18 protein-coding genes are annotated in these 22,423 nt (G+C 39.2%); 3 read left to right on the top strand and 15 right to left on the bottom strand.

All coding sequences use genetic code 11. The features are described from left to right. Positions 1 to 519: 519 nt before the first annotated feature. The 4 genes from ACFIMA_RS03880 to ACFIMA_RS03865 all read right to left on the bottom strand — a co-directional run bounded on the left by ACFIMA_RS03880 (position 520) and on the right by ACFIMA_RS03865 (position 5,033). Positions 520 to 1,383 (bottom strand): NlpC/P60 family protein, encoded by an 864-nt coding sequence (locus ACFIMA_RS03880; RefSeq protein WP_375693125.1) that lies wholly within the window; start codon positions 1,381 to 1,383, stop codon positions 520 to 522. A gap of 152 nt (positions 1,384 to 1,535) precedes the next feature. Further along, the gene (locus tag ACFIMA_RS03875; RefSeq protein ID WP_375693119.1) at positions 1,536 to 2,909 is read right to left on the bottom strand and encodes a M17 family metallopeptidase; all 1,374 of its coding nucleotides are present in this window, start codon (positions 2,907 to 2,909) and stop codon (positions 1,536 to 1,538) included. Positions 2,910 to 2,922: 13 nt separating this feature from the next. Next, entirely contained in the window at positions 2,923 to 3,921 is a 999-nt protein-coding gene (gene coaA / locus ACFIMA_RS03870; RefSeq protein WP_375693120.1) for a type I pantothenate kinase, read from the bottom strand. 122 nt (positions 3,922 to 4,043) lie between these two features. Next, positions 4,044 to 5,033 (bottom strand): asparaginase, encoded by a 990-nt coding sequence (locus ACFIMA_RS03865; RefSeq protein ID WP_375693121.1) that lies wholly within the window; start codon positions 5,031 to 5,033, stop codon positions 4,044 to 4,046. A gap of 220 nt (positions 5,034 to 5,253) precedes the next feature. Here ACFIMA_RS03865 and hslV point away from each other — a divergent pair, with 220 nt between their 5' ends. Continuing rightward, the gene (hslV, locus tag ACFIMA_RS03860) at positions 5,254 to 5,835 is read left to right on the top strand and encodes an ATP-dependent protease subunit HslV (protein WP_375611823.1); all 582 of its coding nucleotides are present in this window, start codon (positions 5,254 to 5,256) and stop codon (positions 5,833 to 5,835) included. Further along, positions 5,836 to 7,146 carry an ATP-dependent protease ATPase subunit HslU gene (gene hslU, locus ACFIMA_RS03855; RefSeq protein WP_375611822.1) on the top strand — a complete coding sequence of 437 codons (1,311 nt, stop codon included), beginning with the start codon at positions 5,836 to 5,838 and terminating at the stop codon, positions 7,144 to 7,146. Between the two features lie 19 nt (positions 7,147 to 7,165). On the opposite strand, the gene ACFIMA_RS03850 is transcribed toward hslU, so the two are convergent. From ACFIMA_RS03850 to rpsO, 3 genes are all read right to left on the bottom strand, one after another. Beyond that, the gene (locus ACFIMA_RS03850) at positions 7,166 to 8,161 is read right to left on the bottom strand and encodes a class I SAM-dependent methyltransferase (RefSeq protein WP_375613304.1); all 996 of its coding nucleotides are present in this window, start codon (positions 8,159 to 8,161) and stop codon (positions 7,166 to 7,168) included. Positions 8,162 to 8,233: 72 nt separating this feature from the next. Further along, on the bottom strand, positions 8,234 to 10,426 hold the full coding sequence (gene pnp, locus ACFIMA_RS03845) for a polyribonucleotide nucleotidyltransferase (protein WP_375611820.1): 2,193 nt from the start codon (positions 10,424 to 10,426) through the stop codon (positions 8,234 to 8,236). A 249-nt stretch (positions 10,427 to 10,675) separates the two neighbouring features. Further along, positions 10,676 to 10,945 carry a 30S ribosomal protein S15 gene (gene rpsO, locus ACFIMA_RS03840; RefSeq protein ID WP_375611819.1) on the bottom strand — a complete coding sequence of 90 codons (270 nt, stop codon included), beginning with the start codon at positions 10,943 to 10,945 and terminating at the stop codon, positions 10,676 to 10,678. Between the two features lie 314 nt (positions 10,946 to 11,259). On the opposite strand from rpsO, the gene ACFIMA_RS03835 reads away from it, so the two are divergent. Then, positions 11,260 to 12,888, top strand: a complete 1,629-nt coding sequence (locus tag ACFIMA_RS03835) for an MFS transporter (protein ID WP_375611818.1) — start codon at positions 11,260 to 11,262, stop codon at positions 12,886 to 12,888. Positions 12,889 to 13,348: 460 nt separating this feature from the next. Here ACFIMA_RS03835 and truB read toward each other — a convergent pair whose 3' ends face one another. From truB to metK, 8 genes are all read right to left on the bottom strand, one after another. Continuing rightward, positions 13,349 to 14,311, bottom strand: coding sequence for a tRNA pseudouridine(55) synthase TruB (gene truB, locus ACFIMA_RS03830; protein WP_375693126.1), 963 nt, complete (start codon positions 14,309 to 14,311; stop codon positions 13,349 to 13,351). Positions 14,312 to 14,315: 4 nt separating this feature from the next. Continuing rightward, positions 14,316 to 14,723: a 30S ribosome-binding factor RbfA gene (rbfA, locus tag ACFIMA_RS03825; RefSeq protein ID WP_375613309.1), complete on the bottom strand. Its 408-nt coding sequence runs from the start codon at positions 14,721 to 14,723 to the stop codon at positions 14,316 to 14,318. A gap of 121 nt (positions 14,724 to 14,844) precedes the next feature. After that, entirely contained in the window at positions 14,845 to 17,364 is a 2,520-nt protein-coding gene (gene infB, locus ACFIMA_RS03820) for a translation initiation factor IF-2 (protein ID WP_375693734.1), read from the bottom strand. Beyond that, on the bottom strand, positions 17,361 to 17,996 hold the full coding sequence (locus ACFIMA_RS03815) for an RNA-binding protein (RefSeq protein WP_375677935.1): 636 nt from the start codon (positions 17,994 to 17,996) through the stop codon (positions 17,361 to 17,363). The genes infB and ACFIMA_RS03815 overlap by 4 nt, the downstream gene beginning before the upstream one ends. Further along, positions 17,997 to 19,628 carry a transcription termination factor NusA gene (gene nusA, locus ACFIMA_RS03810; RefSeq protein WP_375639482.1) on the bottom strand — a complete coding sequence of 544 codons (1,632 nt, stop codon included), beginning with the start codon at positions 19,626 to 19,628 and terminating at the stop codon, positions 17,997 to 17,999. Between the two features lie 47 nt (positions 19,629 to 19,675). Further along, positions 19,676 to 20,326, bottom strand: coding sequence for a ribosome maturation factor RimP (gene rimP, locus ACFIMA_RS03805; RefSeq protein WP_375611870.1), 651 nt, complete (start codon positions 20,324 to 20,326; stop codon positions 19,676 to 19,678). 127 nt (positions 20,327 to 20,453) lie between these two features. Continuing rightward, positions 20,454 to 21,155 (bottom strand): tRNA (guanine(46)-N(7))-methyltransferase TrmB, encoded by a 702-nt coding sequence (locus tag ACFIMA_RS03800; protein WP_375613311.1) that lies wholly within the window; start codon positions 21,153 to 21,155, stop codon positions 20,454 to 20,456. After that, positions 21,152 to 22,420: a methionine adenosyltransferase gene (gene metK / locus ACFIMA_RS03795; RefSeq protein WP_375613312.1), complete on the bottom strand. Its 1,269-nt coding sequence runs from the start codon at positions 22,418 to 22,420 to the stop codon at positions 21,152 to 21,154. The genes ACFIMA_RS03800 and metK overlap by 4 nt, the downstream gene beginning before the upstream one ends. Positions 22,421 to 22,423: the final 3 nt, after the last annotated feature.

Below are 22,423 nucleotides of genomic sequence, written 5' to 3'. Positions count from 1 at the left end.
ATTTCATAAGATATCGATAATAGGAAAAATTTCAAAAAATGTTGCTTTTGATTAAGAGGGGTACGTTCTTTACGTAATGTAGAACGGCATTGTGTTGCATATTCACGAGCTTTTTAAAAGAGGCACCTCGCAATGCTCCAAAGCCCATTTCGCGACGGTGCCCGGAATGATATAACGTTAAAGCCCTTATGGAAATAATGTAAAATCTATTGAGCGCCACTATCTTTACGCTTATGAAGGAGTAAGCTGGTTCCAATGTTAGTTACGATAGCTCTTGGCATTTGAGGGCATTCAGAAGGGATATTTTTCTTTTCGTAATCATTTTTACTTATACATCAATTCCGCTTGTGATGAACAGACAAGCGGCTTTGATTGATCCAACATAAAAACAGATTTGAAATAAGAGAATTTTACGATATTTAGAATGCTTGACGCAGAGTGAATGATGGATAATTATCCTTATAAATCAATATATTGTAATAATAAAACATTCAATTAATTTTTTATAGGAGGCATGTATTAAGTTTCTTGAATTGGACGGCGTTTTGCGATGGGATATTGATTTTTTTTAGCGATACGCGTAATTGCTTTTTCCAATGGCTCAATCATAACGTCCATAGAAAAACCATTTGCGTGAATAATATTTGCGTGATCAACCATAATAGCAACATGATCTTTCCAAAAAATTAAATCGCCTCGTTGAAGTTTATCAGTATCTGTAAGAGGACTGCCTATAGTTTCTTGCTGCATATCGGTGTCACGTAAAACTATTTGATCGGTCATCATCATAGAGAGCTGAATGAGTCCCGAACAATCAATTCCAAAACCGCTGACACCACCCCAAAGATAAGGTGTACGGATAAAGGTTTCTGCAACTGTGACATAATCTTCATATACGCGTCCAATGGGGCTGAGATGACTCGTAATGATTGCTGTTCCATTTTCAAGAATAGAATACATTGTGTCACGGACTTCAATTTCATCAACAACACTGACTTTGCTTCCCATAGATAATGGGGATACTATTGGTCCACGTAAGTCAGCGTGTAAATATTTAAATGTACGTGGTACTGAAACCACATGTGTTTGTTTTATGGTTGATGTACAAAGAACTTTTGTATCAATATAACCGACATAACCATCTTTGAGTGATTGTCCCCACGACAATGTTTCCCCTTGTTCAAAAATGAGAAGTTCTTCTCCCAATAAGCATTCTGTTTGTCTTTCACTTTTTTTACTATTTTCTTTAAAAAGTCCAGCGACCGCTGCATTAACACGTCTTTTTTCACCTTGAACAAAGCGCTGAGCTGTAATTTCTGTTTCAAGACGTTGATCTGCTAGATCATCTCTGAATGCATGAAGTCTTGGGTCTTTAGAGATCATCTTTTTGCTTTCCATTTTGTTACTCCTTACCTTTAAACAAACTCATGAAAACTGTATTGGTAAGGTTTTTATCCTCAAACAAAACTAAGAACACAGTGTAAGACCAATTATTCTTTAAGCTGCAAAATTGTCCATTTTTGTGGATATTTGTGTCAAAATTCATTTTTAAAAATATTATAAAGGGCACGAATAGTTTGTGCTGATCCACCAATAGGGTATCCTGGTTTTTCTTTTGGAACCCATCCATAAAGGTCAAAATGCGCAAAATGTTCAGCTTTTTCAACAAAAGAATTAAGAAATAAAGCAGCCGTTATAGAACCAGCAAAGCTATTTCCAGTTACATTGTTAAGATCGGCAATTGGTGATGATAACATCTCTTGGTAAGGTTTCCAAAGGGGCATTTGCCAAAGAGGATCAAAGACAGCGTGAGCAGATTCAGAAATTTGTTTTGCCCATATTGAATCATTACAATAAAATGCGGGAAGATCTGGTCCTAATGCTATACGCGCTGCCCCTGTTAAAGTAGCCATACAAAGCATGAATTGTGGACTTTCTTCATCACCATAGGCGAGTGCATCGGCAAGGACAAGTCGCCCTTCAGCATCTGTATTACCTACTTCAACACTTAAACCTTTACGACTTTTGAGAATATCACCTGGTCGGTAAGCATTCGCAGAAATTGCATTTTCTACAGCTGGAATCAAAACGCGTAAACGGAAAGGCAATTTTGCATCCATGATAAGTTTAGCCAATCCCAAAACGTTTGCTCCACCCCCCATGTCTTTTTTCATAAGCAACATGTTATTGGCTGATTTAATATCGAGGCCTCCAGTATCAAAAGTTACGCCTTTGCCCACCAACGTTATTTTAGGATGATGTTCTTGCCCCCAGAGTAACTCAATCAGTCGTGGTGCAGTGCTGCCTGCTCGTCCTACAGCATGAATCATCGGAAAGTTATGGGTTAAGAGATCGTCTCCACAAATACTTTTGATATGAGCACCATAGGTTTTTCCTAGTTTTCGAGCTTCTTTTTCGAGAGTATCAGGGTTCATATCATTGGCTGGAATATTAATGAGATCACGGACGAAAAAGACAGCTTCATAAATTCGTTGGAGTTCATTAAGATCAATAGCCTCATTGACATGGATAGATAATGATTTGAAAGAAGAATTTTGACGATAGCGATTAAATTGATAGCTACCAAATGCCAATCCAAGATAGGTATTTATTTCATCAGAGGTTGTACCTTCTAAATGCCATTGACCAGCAGGAAGCTTTTGAGCAAGCAGTCCTGTGATAAAAGGATCGTTCCCATTGCCAATTCCAAATAAAACTTTTTTTAAATGCCCCGTTTCGTGAGGAATAAAGAGTATTTGTCCTGCTTTACCAGTAAAGTCATTAACTTTTATCCATGCTGTTGTTGACGCATCAAGTGATAAGTTGGCAAGAGTTCTTTGGTTTACCAAGATGATAGGGCAACTGTTATCGATACGCGTTGAGGTAAAATAAATGCGGTGGTGCTGCATAGTTATGAGATCCTTATAGTCGTCTAAGTGCGACATATTCGACCAAATGATTTTTTCCCTTTCGTAGAATGAGATTGGACCGTGGTCGTGTTGGCAATATATTTTCCTGTAAATTTTTTAAATTAATCGTTTGCCAAAGATCCTCAGCGATTTTTGAAGCTTCTTTTTCATTGAGGTGGGCATAACGATGAAAATAGGATTCAGGATTTTGAAAAGCTGTTTTACGCAAACGTTTAAAGCGCTCCAAATACCAGTGACGAATGACTTCTGTTTCGGCATCGACATAGATTGAAAAATCAAAAAAATCTGATACGAAAGGAATAGCTTTCCCATCTTTAGGAAGATCACTGACCTGTAATACATTAATACCTTCAACAATTAAAATATCAGGACGATCAATGGTAATAGTCTGATTTTCTAGAACATCATAGATCATATGTGAGTAAAGCGGGGCACGGACATTTCCGATACCTGCTTTTATAGCCGAAAGAAAGCACAGCAACTTTTTAATGTCATAGGAATCAGGAAATCCTTTGCGATTCATTCGATTTTTTTGCTGTAAGATTGCGTTAGGATAGAGAAAACCATCCGTCGTTATCAGATCAACTTTAAGGCTAGATGTCCATCTTTTCAACAGTTCTTGAAGAATGCGAGCCGTGGTTGATTTTCCTACAGCTACAGAACCAGCAATTCCAATAATAAAGGGCGTTTTTCTACTCTCTTCTTGATGGAGAAACTGCTGACGTTTGTGAAAAAGTTCCTGTACTGCTTCAACATGGCATGATAACAGACGCGATAAAGAAAGATAAATGCGTTGGACTTCTTTAAGATCGATAGGATCATCAATAGAGCGTAAACGCTTAATTTCATCAAAAGTCAAAGTAAGAGGTGTGTCTTCACGAAACTCTGACCATTCTTGTGCAGTAAAAACACGATAGGGTGAATATCGGTCAGAAACGGATTTGACCAGATTATCTTTCTGATTAATTTTTTGTATAGTCGTATCAATCATTTGTATTTGTCGAGATTTTTTTGCAGCAGCAATTGATTAAGAGTAGACAGATGAGCGGCTTTATTTTCATATAAATTTTGTTTTGCATGCTCTCTTCTTTTAAGATAATAGATCATTTTTCATTAACTTATAGTCCAGTCATTCCAGTTTGCACGGATTTGTGCTAATGAGTACCCCTGCGCCCAAAAAGCCCATAAAAGTAGGCGCGCTTTTACGGCTGATAAATAACCAGACATAAGAGCACCAGAAGCAATCATATCGATTTCGGAGCCTTTATAGCCATAAGTTATACGAGTTGTTGAGCCATTACAACAACGACTAGCAATAATGATTGGTATTTTTTGTGCATATTGTTGTACAAGGTCTGCTTCTTGAAAACTACAGTGTCCTGCACCAAAACCAGCAATAACAACTCCAGCATAATACCCACTTTCAAGGCATAGTTTCATTAATTTTGCATCAGATGATAAAGAGGAATAGAGGAGTGCAATTTGATGATCATGGTTTTGGGGAAGATCAAACGTTTTTGGGAAAAATTTTCGATCATTGAAATAAATAAGTTTTCCCTCTAAAATAGTTCCTAAAACACCTGTAAGACCTGATTGAAATGTTTCGACTTTGACGGTATGGCTTTTATAGAGCCAATAAGGTGAATGAATTGCATCATTTATGACAACGAGAACGCCCCTGTTACGACTTTGTGTGGCTGCTGCAACACGAGTGGCTGCTAAAATGTTGGCGGGGCCATCGGCGCCTGCTTCATGAGGCATGCGCATAGCACCGGTTATGATGAGTGGTTCGGCTTCTTTCCAATAAAGAGAAAGAAAAAAAGCTGTTTCTTCCAGAGTATCAGTCCCTTGTGTTAAAACAATACCTTCTGCACCAGCGTTTATTTGTTGTTTTGCCCACTTAATTATTTCAAAAAGCATTTGAAACGATAAAGATCCACTTGGTATTTGCATTAATGTTTGTGCATGAATATCAGCAACGTTATTTAAATCAGGAACACTTTTTATGAGGTTATCTGAAGTTAAAGTCGGTTGCATGTGACCAAAACTATCAGCAGTCATTGCAATTGTTCCACCTAAGGTCCCTATGGCTATTTTTTTCATAATTTTCCTCTAAAAAGCACAAACTGTTTATATAAAGCTATTTAGCAGTAATTTACATTGACAACAATGATATCATTTTTCCAATTTCAACAAATTGAGTTATGCTGAATCATTGTGTTTTGCTGTATATGTTCTTAAATAGGACAATAGTAATTGAGTTTTACATTGTATGAAAAGAAATCAATATTAAAAAGTAAAGTTAATATTAAGGAGTTTCCTTATGACAGAACATAAGCCAGACATAATGTATGGTACAACAATTATTACGGTACGAAAAGGTGGACAAGTCGTGATGGCCGGGGATGGTCAGGTCTCTCTTGGACAGACAATTATGAAAGGCAATGCACGTAAAGTGCGTCGTCTTGGAAAGAACGGAGTGGTTATTGCTGGTTTTGCTGGTGCTACGGCAGATGCTTTTACATTACTGGAGAGATTGGAAACAAAGCTTGAACAATATCCTGATCAGCTTATGCGTGCTTGTGTGGAACTTGCAAAAGATTGGAGAACAGATCGCTATTTGCGTCGTCTCGAAGCAATGATGCTCGTGGCTGATAAGAAAGTAACTTTGGCTCTAACAGGGCTTGGTGATGTTTTAGAGCCAGAAGATGGGGTTATGGCAATTGGCTCTGGAGGAAATTTTGCTCTTTCAGCAGCGCGTGCACTCATGGATTTGGATTTGGATGCAGAAACTATTGCTCGTAAAGCTATGGCTATTGCCGCTAAAATTTGTGTTTACACCAATGATCATTTTACGATTGAAACATTGGATGCAGAATTATCTTCTTTAGAGAAAGCTATTTAAATGTGTGTTGTATTTTCCCCTCGTGAAACTGTTTCTGAACTTGATCGTTTTATTATTGGCCAAAATGATGCCAAACGCTCTGTAGCTATTGCACTGCGCAATCGGTGGCGTAGGCAACAGCTTGATGAGCCGATGCGTGAAGAAGTTATGCCAAAAAATATTTTAATGATAGGGCCAACAGGAGTTGGTAAAACTGGTATTGCACGTCGATTAGCAAAACTTTCTGGAGCACCCTTCGTTAAAGTAGAAGCGACGAAATTTACTGAAGTTGGTTATGTGGGACGTGATGTTGAGCAAATTATTCGAGATCTTGTTGAAATTGCCATTTCTCTTGTGCGTGAAAAGAAACGGGATGAAATAAAAGAAAAGGCTCACGTGAATGCTGAAGAGCGGGTTTTAGACGCCCTTGTTGGTAAAACAGCAAGTCCTGCTACCCGTGATAGTTTTCGTAAAAAATTGCGTGAAGGTGAATTGGATGAGAAAGAGATTGAAATTGAAGTCGCCGATAATAATAGCAATAGTGCTTCAACCTTTGATATTCCTGGTATGCCTGGGGCACAAATGGGTATTATGAATTTATCAGATATTTTGGGTAAAATGGGCAGTCGTACAAAAGTCCGTAAGACGACAGTAAAGGATTCTTTTAAACCGCTCATTGATGATGAATCTGAAAAACTCCTTGATCAGGAGCAAATTATTCAAGAGGCGCTTCGTGTTGCTGAAAATGACGGTATTGTTTTTATCGACGAAATTGATAAAATTGCAACTAGGGATGGTGGAGCAAGTGTTGCGGTTTCGCGTGAGGGCGTTCAACGGGATCTTTTGCCTTTGGTTGAAGGAACAACAATTGCTACAAAATATGGGCAAATCAAAACAGATCATATTCTTTTTATTGCCTCAGGTGCATTTCATGTTTCCAAGCCATCTGATTTATTACCGGAACTTCAAGGACGTTTGCCCATCCGTGTGGAGCTGAACCCTTTAACAAGGGAAGATTTACGGCGCATTCTAACGGAACCAGAAGCTAGTTTGATTAAACAATATATCGCTCTTATGGCAACGGAAGAGGTTCATTTGGAAATTACCGATGATGCAATTGATGCTTTAGCAGATATTGCTGTAGATTTAAATGCAAGGATTGAAAATATAGGGGCACGTCGTTTGCAAACAGTGATGGAGCGCGTTTTGGATGAGATTTCTTTCACTGCACCTGATAAAGCTGGAACATCGTTTAAAATTGATGCTGCTTACGTGAGAAAATCTATTGGCGAGCTTGCTGCTGATATCGATCTTTCACGTTTTATTCTTTGAAAGTTATTGCTTGTTCTGTTTATCTGCGTGCTTCGATAATTTTGAAACCATGGGCTTGTTCATGTATCAACACTGTGCGGAAAATATTTTTTAATAATGTTTCATAAGGCAGGTGGCGGTTTGCAACAAAAAGCAGACTGCCGCTTGGCTTTAAGCACTTTGCAGCATTTATAATAAAATTTTTTCCTAATGCAACATCTGTTGTTTGTTGTGTGTGAAACGGTGGATTTGAAATGATTGTGTCATATAGATTTGTGATAGGTTCATGTACAAGGTCATGCCAATAAAAATGAATTGGAAAAGGAGCTGTTATGGATTTAAGGTGCTGTTTTGCTGCTCTCAAAGCATTGTAGTCTGCTTCATAAAGGTCTAGAGCGGTGAGTTTTTCACTTCTTTCAAGCGCAACGTGAGAAAGATAACCCCATCCAGCACCAAAATCAGCCGTTTTTCCAGAAATAACTTTGAGCATATAAGAAGCAAGGGCAGCAGATCCTGGATCAATACGTCCGTGTGAGAACATACCAGAAGTGGTTTGAAATTTACCAAAAGTGAGCGGTGGTGAGCGCAATTGCGCAATGTTATGTCTCTCAATTTGTTGAGGAACTTGCAACCAAAATACAAGACCATGATTTTTAGACAATTTATTGGTGATGGGAACAATTGTTTTGACCCATTTCATCATTGAAGCAGCACCAGCAGTTTTATTCCCACTGATTACAATCCATCCATTGGGTTTAACGCATTCTAATAAATCAAGAAAACAATTTTGGTTCAAACCACGATATTTGCTCAAATGTAAAAATGCACCATCATAGCTGAAAGTTTTATCTATTTGAGGAGAGCAGTGAAATTGAGTATCGACAAATTTTAAAAAATCTGGTCGCCAAGGCGTAATAACTTTTAAATTTTGTGCCCATTCTGGAGCTGGGATTTGTGTTAAACCAAAACTTAGCCAACACTGGTTTGGATCAGGATACGGGAGTTCATGATTTTCAAAAGGCAAAAATAATAACACATATGACTCTTTCAAAGAAAAATGCCACTCCAATATTGGGATGGCATTTCATGATACGATAAGAGGAAAAACTTACTCTTCTTTCTTACGGCGGCGCTTATTTTCAGGTTGTTTTTTTTCATCCACGCACTTTTCTTCATTCATCGCTTTATCACCGGTGATTTCCTTTCCGGTTGTTTGATCAACGACCTTCATTGATAACCGAACTTTTCCACGCTCATCAAAGCCCATTAATTTAACCCAAACTTTGTCACCTTCTTTTACAATATCTGTTGTTTTGGTGACGCGTTCTGATGCAAGCTGAGAGATATGAACGAGTCCATCACGAGAACCAAAGAAGTTTATAAATGCACCAAATTCTGCAGTTTTTACAACTGTTCCTTGGTAGATAGCACCAACTTCAGGCTCATCGACAATAGAATGGATCCAACGTTTTGCTGCTTCAATGGTTTTAGCATCAGCAGAAGCAATTTTAATGGTACCATCATCTTCAATATTAATTTTTGCTCCAGTTTGTTCCACGATTTCCCGAATAACTTTACCACCAGAGCCGATAACATCACGGATTTTATCGACAGAAATATTCATAACTTCGATTCGTGGAGAAAATTCACTCAGCTCAGCACGTGCACTGGTTAAAGCTTTCCCCATCTCATTAAGGATATGGATTCGTCCACCTTTGGCTTGTTCAAGCGCGATTTTCATAATCTCTTCGGTAATACCATCAATTTTGATATCCATTTGCAAGGCAGTAATACCATTTTCTGTTCCTGCGACTTTAAAATCCATATCTCCAAGATGATCTTCATCCCCTAAAATATCAGAAAGAACAGCAAAGCGTTCTCCTTCTTTAATCAAGCCCATAGCAATACCAGCAACAGGGCGTGCTAGAGGAACACCAGCATCCATAAGAGCAAGTGAGGTTCCACAAACCGTTGCCATAGAAGAAGAGCCATTGGATTCAGTGATTTCTGAGACAGCACGAATGGTATAAGGAAAAGATTCTTTCGTTGGTAACATAGGGTGAATTGCCCGCCATGCCAATTTGCCATGTCCAATTTCACGACGACCTGGAGAACCAAGGCGTCCCGTTTCACCCACTGAAAATGGTGGAAAATTGTAATGGAGAAGGAATGTTTCCTTATACATTCCTGTCAAAGAATCAACATATTGTTCATCTTCACCAGTTCCCAATGTTGCAACGACAATCGCTTGTGTTTCTCCGCGGGTAAAGAGTGCTGATCCATGTGTGCGGGGTAAAATACTTACTTCTGATTGGATAGGGCGTACGGTAGAAAGATTGCGTCCATCAATCCGCTTTTGGGTATCAAGAATGTTTCCGCGAACAATTTTTGCTTGCAACTGTTTAAATACGGTTGCAATTTGATCTGCACTAAATTGACAGTCTTTTTCTGGTTCTGGCATAAATTTATTGAGGATTTCTGTCTTTAGTGCATCAATTGCAGCATAACGTTCTTGCTTATCAGTAATTGTGTAAGCCTTTCGTATATCCTGTTCTGCCATTTTCTGCATCGCTTTTTCAAGCTCAGAAAGATCTTCAGGAACAAAATCACGAGGATCTTTTGCAGCAACTTCAGCAAGCTTTATAATGGCATCAAGGACAGGTTGAAGGCCTTTGTGACCAAACATTACGGCCCCCAACATGATATCTTCCGGTAATTCTTGTGCTTCTGATTCAACCATCAAAACAGCACTTTCTGTTCCAGCAACAACAAGATCAAGTTTTGATTCAGGCATTTCATCGATATGAGGATTAAGAATATATTGTCCATTACAATAGCCAACGCGGGCACCGGCTATAGGCCCCATGAAAGGAACACCTGACAGGGTCAATGCCGCAGAAGATGCAATCATCGCAAGGATATCGGGATTGTTTTCGAGATCATGCTGTATAACGGAAACAATAACTTGTGTATCATTTTTATATCCCTCAACGAAAAGGGGACGAATTGGGCGATCAATCAAACGTGAAACCAAAGTTTCATTTTCACTTGGTCGACTTTCACGTTTTAAATAGCCCCCAGGTATTCGACCAACAGCATAGGATTTTTCTTGATAATTAACGGTGAGTGGAAAAAAGTCCTGGTCTGGTTTTGGGATTTTGGCCGATACAACGGTTGCTAAGACAATAGTTTCTCCATAGGTAGCAATCACTGCACCATCAGCTTGACGCGCTATTTTCCCTGTCTCAAGGGTGAGAGGACGCCCAGCCCATTCAATTTCTATCTTGTGCGTTTTGAACATTTTTTATCCTTAATGACCAGTGTTTAAATCTTTGATTGCTTACATTCTGGTTGTGCATAGCATATTTGCAAATTCTGGGGTGAACAACAAATTACTTCCTTTGTTACGACGAAGAGAGAAGTAAATCGTATTAAATGCGAAACGATGAGCAGTTCTATCCCATAATAACTTATCAGTTTTTAAAATTTTTAATTAAAAGCAACACGTTGAAAAAATGGGTGTTTTTTTAATACCACTTCCATTTTTCTTTTAGCGACGCAAACCTAACTTCTTTATAAGTGTCTGATAACGATTTTGGTCAACTCCTTTAAGATAATCAAGAAGACGCCGACGTTGAGATACCATCTTCAAAAGACCACGACGAGAATGATTATCTTTTTTGTGAGATTTAAAGTGGTTTGTTAAATTAGAAATACGTTCAGAAAGTACAGCAATTTGCACTTCTGGTGATCCTGTATCACCAACTTTGTTTGCGTATTCTGCGACAAGAGCTTTTTTACGTTCAGCTGTAATCGACATCGTATTATCCTTTCCAAAAACGAAGAAACATAAAGCCACCCATAGCCGAGATGTCGTTCAGCAAGGGTCTGTGAGAAAACAGGAAAAGTCGAAGACTCTTACCTATTTTCGTTCTTATATAGGAAAGAAGGTTAAAATACTAGTCCTTGACAGCATTTTGAAGTCTTTCTTTAAATAAAAGCTTTTGTTTTGAAATATTGATTTAAATAGAGTTTTATGAGAAGTGTTTTAAACAATTATGCATCCTTTTGATACAAAGATTATGAGTGTGTGTGAGTGGTAACAAAAGTGATAAATAGCGTTGGAGGGAAAAGATGCAGAGCATTTCAACATTAAAACTTTTTCGTAATTCGGTATTTCGAAATTTATGGTCATCTACTCTTATTTCTAATTTAGGGGGGCTGATACAAGCTGTTGGAGCAGGGTGGTTAATGGCGTTGATTAGTTCTTCGCATTCCATGGTTGGGCTAGTTCAAAGTGCCACAACATTACCACTTGTTATGTTTTCTTTGATGGCAGGGGCATTAGCTGATAATTTTAATCGGCGTCAAATTATGTTGTGTGTACAGATTATGATGATGGTCATATCGATGAGTTTATCTGTTTTAGCCTATATGGGATTTCTAACACCTTGGCTTTTGTTATGTTTTACGTTTTTGATTGGATGTGGCACAGCTTTTTATAATCCTTCTTGGCAAGCAACGATAGGAGATATTGTGAGCAGGGAAAATATTCCTGCTGCTGTTAGTTTGAATAGTGTCGGCTTTAATTTGATGCGGAGTGTTGGTCCTGCGATTGGTGGTGCCATCATTGCAACTTTAGGGGCATCGGCTGCTTTTTTGTTTAATGCTATAAGCTATATTCCTCTTATTGGTGCGTTGTTTTTCTGGAAGTCGAATTATGAAAACAACTCATTGCCACGAGAAAGGCTGTTAGGAGCTGTCTCAGATGGTTTGCGTTATGTTGCGATGTCACCTAATCTCTTAAGTATTATGGTTCGAGCGTTCCTTTTTGGTATAGGAGCAACTTCTATTTTAGCACTTTTGCCAATTGTTGCGCATAAAGTTCTTGGAGGAAGTGCCCTTCTTTATGGTACATTGCTCGGTTGTTTTGGGTTAGGAGCCATGACAGCAGGTATTATTAATGCAGTTGTACGGCATCATTTTCGTTCAGAAACAATTATTGCAAGTGCATTTATTGGTTTCGCCTTTTCTTGCTTTTTATTGGGAATCAGTCGTTCACTGATTATAAGCCATATTGCTTTATTTCCTGCAGGGTTATGTTGGGTTTTGGCCTTATCATTGTTTAATACATCTGTACAACTCTCTACACCACGCTGGGTTGTTGCACGTTCTTTAGCTCTTTATCAAACGGCATCTGCCGGGGGGATGGCTATTGGAAGTGCAATCTGGGGAGGTTTAGCTGATGGTTATTCTCCAACAATTGCTTTGAGCGTTTGTTCTTTATTCTTGATTTTTGGTGCTCTTGCAGGGGTAAAATTTAGAATTCAAGAAATTCCTCAGATAGATTTAAATCCTCTTGATCATTTTAGAGAGCCGGAATTATTACTCGACCTCAAAGCAAGAAGTGGCCCGATCATGATAATGATCGATTATAAAATTCATGAAAATGATCTTGAAGAGTTTCTCAAAGTGATGACGCGTCGACGCCATATTCGATTACGTGATGGTGCGCGTCAGTGGGTCCTTTTACGAGATCTTGAAAGACCTGAATATTGGACAGAGGCTTATCATATGCCAACATGGGTAGATTATTTACGCCATAATCATCGTCGTACAAAAGCAGATGCAGAAGTCAATAAGCGTCTACGTCATTTAAATTGTGCTCCTAACGGTATAAGAGTGCACCGTATGATTGAACGCCAAACAATACCTCAAGCCAATGAGATGCTTTTAAAAGTTTCCTCTGATCATCTCCCTTAGGGTTAAAACAGTTTTTGTAAATATTACATATATTAATATTATTTCGATCAATTTGTTAGCGTAATCATAAAAAAATTGCTGTTTCAATATTTAATGAATTGATTTATAATGGTTATTTTTCATTTTTCATGTTGAGTGATAGATTCTGAAAATCTTAAGCTTTTCTCGTTTCAAATCTATTTAGAGTAAATCAGTCCATATCTTTGCTTGTACATTATAAACGAGGACTAAAGTATGAGTAAAAAACGATTGAAAAAGAAATAAAAAGCCTTTTATGAATCCTTTAAATGCAAGGATTATTGCGACATTAAGAGGAAAAAGTGTGTGGTGGTGTTAGCTTATAGCACTGACTTAAATTTTGATATGAATACGGTAAATATAGACAATGAAAAGCACCATATTTTTCTTAATTGATAGAGAAAAATATCTTTCCGCAAAAGGTGGTTGGGAAAAGAATCGATTAAATTGTGAAAATCCGCTTTGGTTTAAATAGACCTTTGTCGAGAGTGCCAATAGCAAGAAGTTGTTCCTTATAGAGGACACAAATTTCCTCTTCATCAAGAGGTGCTTTGTGATGATTCAAGAGGATAGAATGGCCTCTTATAATTCTCTGTGCTTGAGTTTCATTAAGGATATAGTGAGGGAGGCAATCCAATGCGGCGCTTGTGTCAATTAAGAGCCCATCGAGTGTTGAGAAGTTTTTTTCAAAAGAACGATTATTCTCATCTGTAGTGTTTTTATTTGGCGGAATGGCCGCTTTTAGTTCCTCCCATGTAATGAGATCTTCTTCATCAAAAGGTGCGACGGCAATACGTCTTAAATCAGCAATATGCCCATAGCAACCGAGATCACGTCCCATATCGCGTGCTAAAGAGCGCACATAAGTTCCTTTTCCGCAGGTTATTTCAAAGATAGAATGCTCTTTGGTAGGCATTTCTAATAACTTGAAAGTTTCTATTTCCACTTCACGGGGCGGAATGTCAACAACTTCCCCTTCACGCGCTAAATCATAGGCACGATTTCCGGCAATTTTGATTGCTGAAAATTGTGGAGGTGTTTGCAAAATAACACCTGTATATTGAGGAAGAAGAGCAAGTATTTCTTCTTGTATTGGACGTATGAGAGAAGTTTTCGTTATTTCTCCTTCTAAATCATCTGTTGAGCGCTCTTGCCCCCAAGCAATATGAAAACGGTAAGTTTTTTTGCCTTGCATCACGTAAGGGACGGTTTTGGTTGCTTCGCCCAATGCAATGGGAAGGAGACCAGAAGCAAGAGGATCAAGTGTACCCGCATGTCCTGCCTTTTGAGCATGGAAGAGCCATTTGATTTGTGAGACAGCTTCTGTTGATTTCATTCCTTTTGGTTTATCAAATATGACCCAGCCAGAAACAGGACGCCCTTTTTTCTTGTGTTGCCGCGCCATATCTTTAATCCTCATCTGTATCACTATGGTGAAGATCGCGTGCAACCTCAGGCGAGCGAAGGAGGGCATCAATTTTTGAAAAATTATCAAAACTATTATCAAGTCGGAAACGCAGTTCTGGCATATATTTCATTTGTCGCAACGCATGACTGATTTCTCCACGGAGAAAACGACTATGTTTATTGAGGGTATCAACAACATCGGTATGAGAAGCATTTTTAAGAGTGCTGAGAGGTGATACAAAGCAAGTAGCAATTTTTAAATCTGGTGACATGCGTACTTCAGAGACAGAAATAACAATATCTTTTAAGATATCATCAAGCAAAATATCACGCTGTAATATATGCGCTATTGCATGACGTACTTGCTCTGCTACTCTAAGTTGCCGTTGTGATGGCCCTGCATTTTTCATCAAAGTTTTATCCTTGCTACAAGATCTCTTTTTTGACCATTTAGATAAGGAAAAAGAGATATTGTGTATAAAACCTAATAACTTTTCTCATTTCACAACAGAGTAAAGTTATTGGATTATTTTATAATGTGCGATTAATATGTTCGATACGGAAGGTCTCAATGATGTCTCCTGCACGCATGTCTTCATAATTTTCAAAGGCTATCCCACATTCTTGACCACTTTGCACTTCATTGACTTCATCCTTAAAGCGTTTGAGTGTTTTCAGCTTTCCTTCGTGAATAACGATATTATCGCGGATAAGGCGAACACCGGCTCCTCGTTCTATTTTACCTTCTGTAACACGACATCCTGCAACTTTTCCAATTTTTGTAATGTTAAAGACTTCTAGAATTTCAGCATTACCAAGGAAAGTTTCACGCTGTTCTGGTGAGAGTAATCCAGACATAGCAGCCTTGATATCGTCAACAAGATCATAAATGATGTTGTAATAACGAATTTCAATTCCTTGTGTTTTAGCAAAATCACGTGCCTGCTTATTGGCTCGAACATTAAAGCCAATTACAGCAGAGTTAGAAGCTTCTGCAAGAGAAATATCACTTTCGGTAATTCCTCCAGCACCAGAATGTACAATACGCGCACGAACCTCGTCATTTCCGAGTTTTTCCAATGCTGAAGCGATTGCTTCAATTGATCCTTGCACATCTCCTTTTATAATAAGAGAAAATTCCTTAACACCAGTCGTTTGCAATTTTGTCATCATCTGTTCAAGAGAACCACGCGAACCAGTTTGCCGCGCAACAGCTTTATCACGTGCTAATCGTTGCCGATATTCAGAAATTTCACGTGCTTTTGCTTCATGTGTGACAACAGCAAAACGGTCTCCGGCTTGTGGTGTTCCTTGCATGCCTAAAATTTCAATTGGTGTAGAGGGAACGGCCTCTTTGACATGGCGGCCATGGTCGTCAATCAAAGCACGTACACGACCCCATTCATTTCCAGCAACGATAATATCAGAAGGGTGTAATGTACCTTTTTGAACAAGAACTGTTGCAACAGACCCACGTCCGCGATCCAATTTGGCTTCAATGATAACGCCCTCTGCAGTTCGTTGAGGATCTGCTTTCAGATCAAGCATTTCAGCTTGAAGAAGGATAGCTTCGAGAAGTTTATCAAGATTTTGACCAGTTTTAGCAGAAACTTCAACGTCCAAAGTTTCTCCACCCATAGTTTCAACAAACACTTCATGTTGTAGAAGTTCTGTACGCACTTTTTGTGCATTCGCAGCTGGTTTATCAATTTTGTTGATAGCAACAATGATAGGTACACCAGCAGCTTTCGCATGATTGATTGATTCAATCGTTTGAGGCATAACACTATCATCAGCGGCTACAACGAGAACAGCAATATCAGTAACACGAGCTCCGCGTGCACGCATAGCGGTAAATGCAGCATGACCTGGTGTATCAATAAAGGTAATTTTTTGACCATTTTGTTCTACTTGATAGGCACCAATATGCTGCGTAATACCTCCTGCTTCGCCAGAAACAACATTTGCTTTACGAATAGCATCCAAAAGCGAAGTTTTTCCGTGGTCAACATGGCCCATAATGGTTACAACAGGGGCGCGCTGCTGCATGTTTTGAGGATTATCTGTTATATTAAAGATACCTTCTTCTACGTCAGATTCTAAAACACGTTTAACAGTATGGCCAAATTCAACAGCGATGAGTTCGGCAACATCTGCATCAATAACATCGCCAGGTTTCATCATTTGTCCTTGTTTCATCAAGAATTTAATTACATCAACAGAACGCTCAGTCATACGTTGTGCGAGCTCTTGAATAGTAATCGTTTCAGGAAGAACAACTTCGCGAGAAATTTTTTCTCTTGGTTCTTGATTTTGTGCACGCTTAAACTTTTCCTGTCTACGCCGCATTGCAGCCATTGAGCGCCCACGTGCGCTTCCTTCTTCATCCAGTGCACTATTCAGAGTTAACTTTCCGCGTCTCCGCTCATCAGCTCCTTTGACAACTTTGGGTACACGTATTTCTGATTTAGCAGGATTAGCACGTCGACTATGCCGTTCTTCCTCTTTATTGTCATCTATTTTGCGTTTTTCAACCACGGTTGTCTGTTTAGGGGCAATAGGAATATCTGTCTGTTCAATGAGAGGGGGAACAGGTGGAGTCTGTACTGGCGATATTTCTTCTTCTTGTTGGAGATGTATTTCTTTTTCTTTAATTTCTTGCTGTAAAATTTCTTCACGCTCTTTAGCGCGTCTTGCTTCTTCTTCGGCTTGTTCTCGCGTTATTTTTTCTTGGATATGTGCTTCTTCTAACGCGCGAAGCCTCGCTTCCATTTCAGTTGATGAAAGATTGCTTTTGGTCACAGATTCTTGAGGCTTTTTTCCCTCAAAACGCGGTTTAGAACGCTGGGGGGCCACATGCGGCTTTGTAATGGGCTGTAGGGTTTCAACTTTTTCATCAGGTCGCGTAATTTTACGCCGTTTGGTTTCGACAACGACAGCCTTCGTACGGCCATGACTAAAATTTTGTTTAACCGTACTCGTTTCCAAGACAGACCTCTTGAGAGTTAGTGTCTTCTTGACGGTTGTTTTGTCGTTGTTATTTTCACTCATTGTACTTCCTTCACGGCTTGGGCCGTCATCTCACTAGACTTACTATGCTTGTCGTCACGATAGCTGATCAATTTACATGTTGTTTTGAGAAATCCTTCAGCAGCTTTTGTGTCCAGTAAGGCCGCGTGCATTACAGGATTAGAGCCAAAAGCCACTCGCATTTCATTACTTGTAAATAAAGATATGGTTTTTATAGTCCGATTTGTTTGTTGTTGTATTGAATGGATGGCCTGTGCAATTTTTCGTTTCCCATCTTCTGTTGTTTCTTTAGCATGAAGTACAAGAATAACTTTACCAGAGCGGATAGCAGCGTCAACCTTTGTTGCTCCCATAACAATTGCTCCCGCTTTTCGTGCCATGGAAAGGCTTGAAAGAGCGGCTTTTAGTAAAAGCGTATCAACAACATGCACAAGATTTGGTGCAACCTCAACATCTGTTTTAAAATTTCTATGAAAAGCTTTCTGTTTGATTGCTTTCTCAATAACAGCGTGATGGGCAGAAATCCAAACGCCACGCCCTGGTAAATTCGCTTTAAGATCAGGAACAATTTGGTTATTGGGACCAATAACAAAACGGATCAGCGTTTGTGCTGAAGCATTTTTTCGGGTCACAATGCAAGTCCGTTCATTCATTTAAAGTGTATCCACATCCAAATCATCTGTTTTTTCATTTTCTGCAGAATTTTCATCTTCTACAGGACTTTCTGTAACAAGATCAGCTTGGTCTATCCAGCCTGCTTGTACACGTGCGGCTAAAACCATAGCTTCTGCATCTGCGCGTGTAATGTCAAAAGGGGTTAAAATACCAGAAAAATTCTGTGTTTGACCTTCTTTACGTTCTCTCCAACCAGCTAAATCATCAACGGCATAGCCAGCAAAGTCTTCTATTGTTTTTACACCATCTTCACCTACAGCAACCAACATAGCACTTGTCATTCCAGGAAGTGTTCGCAATTCGTCAGAAACTCCAAGCTTTTTGCGTTTTTCATCAAGTTCTTTTTCTTGATGATCAAGATATTCGCGGGCACGACTTTGGATTTCAGCGGCGGTATCATGGTCAAAACCATCAATAGAAGCGATTTCTTCAAGATCAATATAGGCGATTTCTTCAATAGAAGAAAAACCCTCTGATGCCATAACCTGTCCGATCATTTCGTCAACCTCTAAGGCTTCCATAAACAATTTACTTCGTTCAGTAAATTCTTTTTGACGATTTTCAGATTCTTCCTTTTCCGTTAAAATATCAATGTTCCATCCTGTTAGTTGCGAAGCCAAGCGAACATTTTGCCCACGTCGTCCAATAGCAAGGCTAAGTTGATCATCTGGCACAATAACTTCAATCCGTTCAGCATCTTCATCAAGGATGATTTTAGAAACTTCAGCAGGTTGCAGTGCATTAACGACAAATGTTGCCGCATCAGGCGACCAAGGAATAATATCAATTTTTTCGCCTTGTAATTCAGCAACAACAGCTTGTACACGACTTCCTCGCATTCCAACGCATGCTCCAACAGGATCAATGGAACCATCACGTGAAACAACGGCGATTTTAGCCCGTGAACCTGGATCACGAGCAACAGATTTGATTTCTATAATACCATCATAAATTTCTGGTACTTCCATAGTGAAAAGTTTTACCATAAATTGGGGATGTGTGCGTGAAAGGAAAATTTGCGGACCACGCGTTTCACGGTGTACATCATTGACAAAAGCACGAATGCGATCTCCATAGCGGAATGATTCACGAGGAATTAATTCATCACGGCGCACAATAGCTTCACCGCGCCCTAGATCAACGATGACGTTACCATATTCCACACGCTTAACTGTACCAGAAATAATTTCACCAACTTTATTTTTGAATTCTTCATATTGCTGATCGCGCTCTGCATCGCGTACTTTTTGTACAATAACCTGTTTAGCAGATTGTGCTGCGATACGTCCAAAATCCATAGGAGGTAAAAGATCAGCAAAAAAATCACCAATTTTTGCTTCTGCTTGACGTTTGAGAGCATCAGACAAAGTAATTTCCGTTGTATAGTCTTCAACGACATCAACGATTTTAAGCAGGCGCTGTAATTTAATTTCACCTGTTTTAGAATTGATTTCAGCACGAATATTGGTTTCTTGACCATAACGAGAACGTGCTGCTTTTTGAATAGCATCAGCCATCGCAGAAATGACAATTTCACGGTCGATTGACTTTTCACGTGCAACAGCATCTGCAATTTGCAGAATCTCAAGCCTGTTAGCGCTTGTAGCCATCAATTTTCTCCTTCTTTGTGCCACACGATGGGTATTTCCCAGTGATATTATTTTTTGAAATTGAGCGTCTGTATAGAGTCGTTAGCGTTCTCTTCGGCAATGAATTGTTGACTTAAATCTTTATTTTGTTTCAATGCATCGCGAATAAGCTCATCGGTAAGCACTAAATGCGCATTTATGATATCACAAAAGGAAATAGGGGTATACATGGCTTCTCCATAAGCAGCTTTATCAGTGTTTAAAATAAATCCATCTTGCGTGATATTTGTAAGTGTCCCACGAAATTTTCGGCGCCCATCAATTGTTATTTTGGTTTCAATTTTTGCAAGATGCCCTTGCCAATGAAAAAAATCAGATTTTCTTACCAATGGACGATCAATTCCAGGTGATGAGATTTCTAAATGATATTTGCGTTCAATAACATTTTGTACATCAAGGAGGGGAGAAACAGTTCGACTAACAGTTTCACAATCTTCTATGGTCATAGAACCATCGGCACGTTCAACCATAATTTGAAGTGTTAAACCATTTTGACCAAGAAGTTTTACACGAACCAAACGAAAACCTAAAGGTTTAAGTAGTGGTATGACAAGAGCAGCAACCTGTGCTTCGATACCATCTTCTTCAAACAGGCGCGGTTCGTCAAGATTGCTTATTTTTTCAGCTTCGTTCATACATTTTATCCAAGTTGGTTTCATCAGTTTTATGATATTAAAAAAGAGCGGGTCCAACGGCCCACTCTTCATCATAAGACCAAGAATTTAACTATTGATACTCTTAAATTCAAAATTTTTCAAGTTGTTTATGAGAAAAGCGCTTGATCATTTATTTCTTGATAAAGGTAAGATAGGCAGGCGTTCGTCCTTCGCGTAAAGCTTTTGCTTCATAGCGGGTTCCACTCCATAGTGGATAAGGGAGTTTCCAGTCTTGAGGGCTTTCTGCTTTCCATTCAAAGTGATCATGTTGTGCACAATGGTACAAAGTCCAGTTTACATAACTGTCTATATCGCTAGCAAAGCGAAAAAATTTTCCTATTTTAAGAACACGAGCAAAACGGTTAAGATTTTTTATATTGATGAAGCGTCGTTTCCAGTGTTTCTTTTTCGGCCAAGGATCAGGATAGAAGAGGTCTATTCCATCAAGCGAGTTATCAGGGAGCCAATCAAGAAGGCGTGTAGCATCATCATTATAGAGGCGAAGACGATTTTGATGGTTTTGATGCTGTTCAAGAGACGATAATATTTTTGCCATGCCATTGATAAAGGGCTCGACGCCGATAAAACCGGTTTTTGGAAAATATGCCATTTCATGAAGTAAATGTTCACCTCCACCAAAACCGATTTCAAGTCGAATTTCTCTTACTTTGCTTGAAAATAAGGATGTAAGGTTTAAGGGAGGAGGGACATTTAAATCAATATTCAAACTGGGGAGAAGCATTTGTATACGTGTAAGCTGACTGTCTCGAAGTTGTTTTCCTTGTCGGCGTCCAAAAAATGCTTCACTCTTACGTATATTATGTTTAATCATGGGATTTGGATCATTGTTTGAAGCGTTTTCACGAGATCAGTTTTTTCCCATGAAAACGAACCATCGTGTTTTGGTTTACGACCAAAGTGACCATAGGCAGCTGTTTTCGCATAAATAGGTTTATTGAGGTCAAGATGTTTTCGAATGCCGGTAGGTGAAAGGTCCATTATTTTGCGGATGGCTTCTTCAATAACCTTTTCATCGACTTTTCCTGTTCCATGAAGATTAAGATAAATAGATAAAGGTTGTGCAATACCAATTGCATAGGAGAGTTGAATGGTGCATCTCTCTGCTAAATGAGCAGCAACAATATTCTTAGCCAGATAGCGTGCCGCATAGGCAGCAGAACGATCAACTTTTGTTGTATCTTTTCCTGAAAAAGCACCGCCTCCATGGGGTGCTGCACCTCCGTAAGTATCCACAATAATTTTGCGTCCCGTTAATCCGGCATCGCTTTGAGGGCCTCCAATGACAAATTTTCCTGTTGGGTTAATATACCAACTGCATTGAGCTGCAATGGGAATGTCATGTAAAGCTTGGCGAATGTAAGGTTCAACCACTGTACGTACTTTATTGGAATCCCAGCTTTCATCAAGGTGCTGCGTTGAAAGAACAATGGATGTGACCTCTATCGGTTTTCCATTTTTATAACGTATGGTTATTTGGCTTTTAGCATCTGGTCCTAATTTTCCAGTTTCTCCCTCTCCTTTATGACGAGCTGCGGCAAGAAGTTTGAGAATTTTATGCGCATAATAAATTGGCGCAGGCATGAGATCAGGTGTTTCACGGCAAGCATATCCAAACATGATACCTTGATCACCCGCTCCTTCTTCACCATGCCGATCCGTAGCATTATCAACCCCTCTTGCTATATCAGCTGATTGTGGGCGCAAAAGAACATCAATTTTAACAGTTTTCCAATGGAAGCCTGCTTGTTCATAGCCAATGGTACGAATAGCACGGCGCGCTGCTGTACGAAAACGTGTAGGATTAATGAGTGGAAAGCTAGTTTCATCATAGATGAATTCTTTATTTTTATCTTTTTTTAATAGCGTATCGGGAACACGTACTTCACCAGCGATAACAACACGGTTGACACTGACGAGAGTTTCACAGGCAACGCGTACTAACCATGGATCAGTACCAGTCTTTTCAGCTTCTTTATAGATCATATCAACAATTTCATCGGAAATACGATCACAAATTTTATCAGGATGTCCTTCCGATACCGATTCGCTCGTAAAAAGATAATCTTGATGCGGCATAGG

It is taken from the genome of Bartonella sp. AP88HLJMH, assembly GCF_042195605.1.
Lineage (GTDB): Bacteria > Pseudomonadota > Alphaproteobacteria > Rhizobiales > Rhizobiaceae > Bartonella.
This window is presented reverse-complemented; position numbering and strand designations above follow the sequence as displayed.

Bases quoted from the DNA above. Each gene is read 5' to 3' on its own strand.
- truB (WP_375693126.1), bottom strand. From the start codon at position 14,311: ATGGCGCGGCAACACAAGAAAAAAGGGCGTCCTGTTTCTGGCTGGGTC.
- ACFIMA_RS03875 (WP_375693119.1), bottom strand. From the start codon at position 2,909: ATGCAGCACCACCGCATTTATTTTACCTCAACGCGTATCGATAACAGT.
- hslV (WP_375611823.1), top strand. From the start codon at position 5,254: ATGACAGAACATAAGCCAGACATAATGTATGGTACAACAATTATTACG.
- rimP (WP_375611870.1), bottom strand. From the start codon at position 20,326: ATGAAACCAACTTGGATAAAATGTATGAACGAAGCTGAAAAAATAAGC.
- coaA (WP_375693120.1), bottom strand. From the start codon at position 3,921: ATGATTGATACGACTATACAAAAAATTAATCAGAAAGATAATCTGGTC.
- ACFIMA_RS03800 (WP_375613311.1), bottom strand. From the start codon at position 21,155: ATGATTAAACATAATATACGTAAGAGTGAAGCATTTTTTGGACGCCGA.
- metK (WP_375613312.1), bottom strand. From the start codon at position 22,420: ATGCCGCATCAAGATTATCTTTTTACGAGCGAATCGGTATCGGAAGGA.
- ACFIMA_RS03880 (WP_375693125.1), bottom strand. From the start codon at position 1,383: ATGATCTCTAAAGACCCAAGACTTCATGCATTCAGAGATGATCTAGCA.
- rbfA (WP_375613309.1), bottom strand. From the start codon at position 14,723: ATGAAAAATGCAGGGCCATCACAACGGCAACTTAGAGTAGCAGAGCAA.
- rpsO (WP_375611819.1), bottom strand. From the start codon at position 10,945: ATGTCGATTACAGCTGAACGTAAAAAAGCTCTTGTCGCAGAATACGCA.
- infB (WP_375693734.1), bottom strand. From the start codon at position 17,364: ATGAGTGAAAATAACAACGACAAAACAACCGTCAAGAAGACACTAACT.
- ACFIMA_RS03835 (WP_375611818.1), top strand. From the start codon at position 11,260: ATGCAGAGCATTTCAACATTAAAACTTTTTCGTAATTCGGTATTTCGA.
- hslU (WP_375611822.1), top strand. From the start codon at position 5,836: ATGTGTGTTGTATTTTCCCCTCGTGAAACTGTTTCTGAACTTGATCGT.
- pnp (WP_375611820.1), bottom strand. From the start codon at position 10,426: ATGTTCAAAACGCACAAGATAGAAATTGAATGGGCTGGGCGTCCTCTC.
- ACFIMA_RS03815 (WP_375677935.1), bottom strand. From the start codon at position 17,996: ATGAATGAACGGACTTGCATTGTGACCCGAAAAAATGCTTCAGCACAA.
- nusA (WP_375639482.1), bottom strand. From the start codon at position 19,628: ATGGCTACAAGCGCTAACAGGCTTGAGATTCTGCAAATTGCAGATGCT.
- ACFIMA_RS03865 (WP_375693121.1), bottom strand. From the start codon at position 5,033: ATGAAAAAAATAGCCATAGGGACCTTAGGTGGAACAATTGCAATGACT.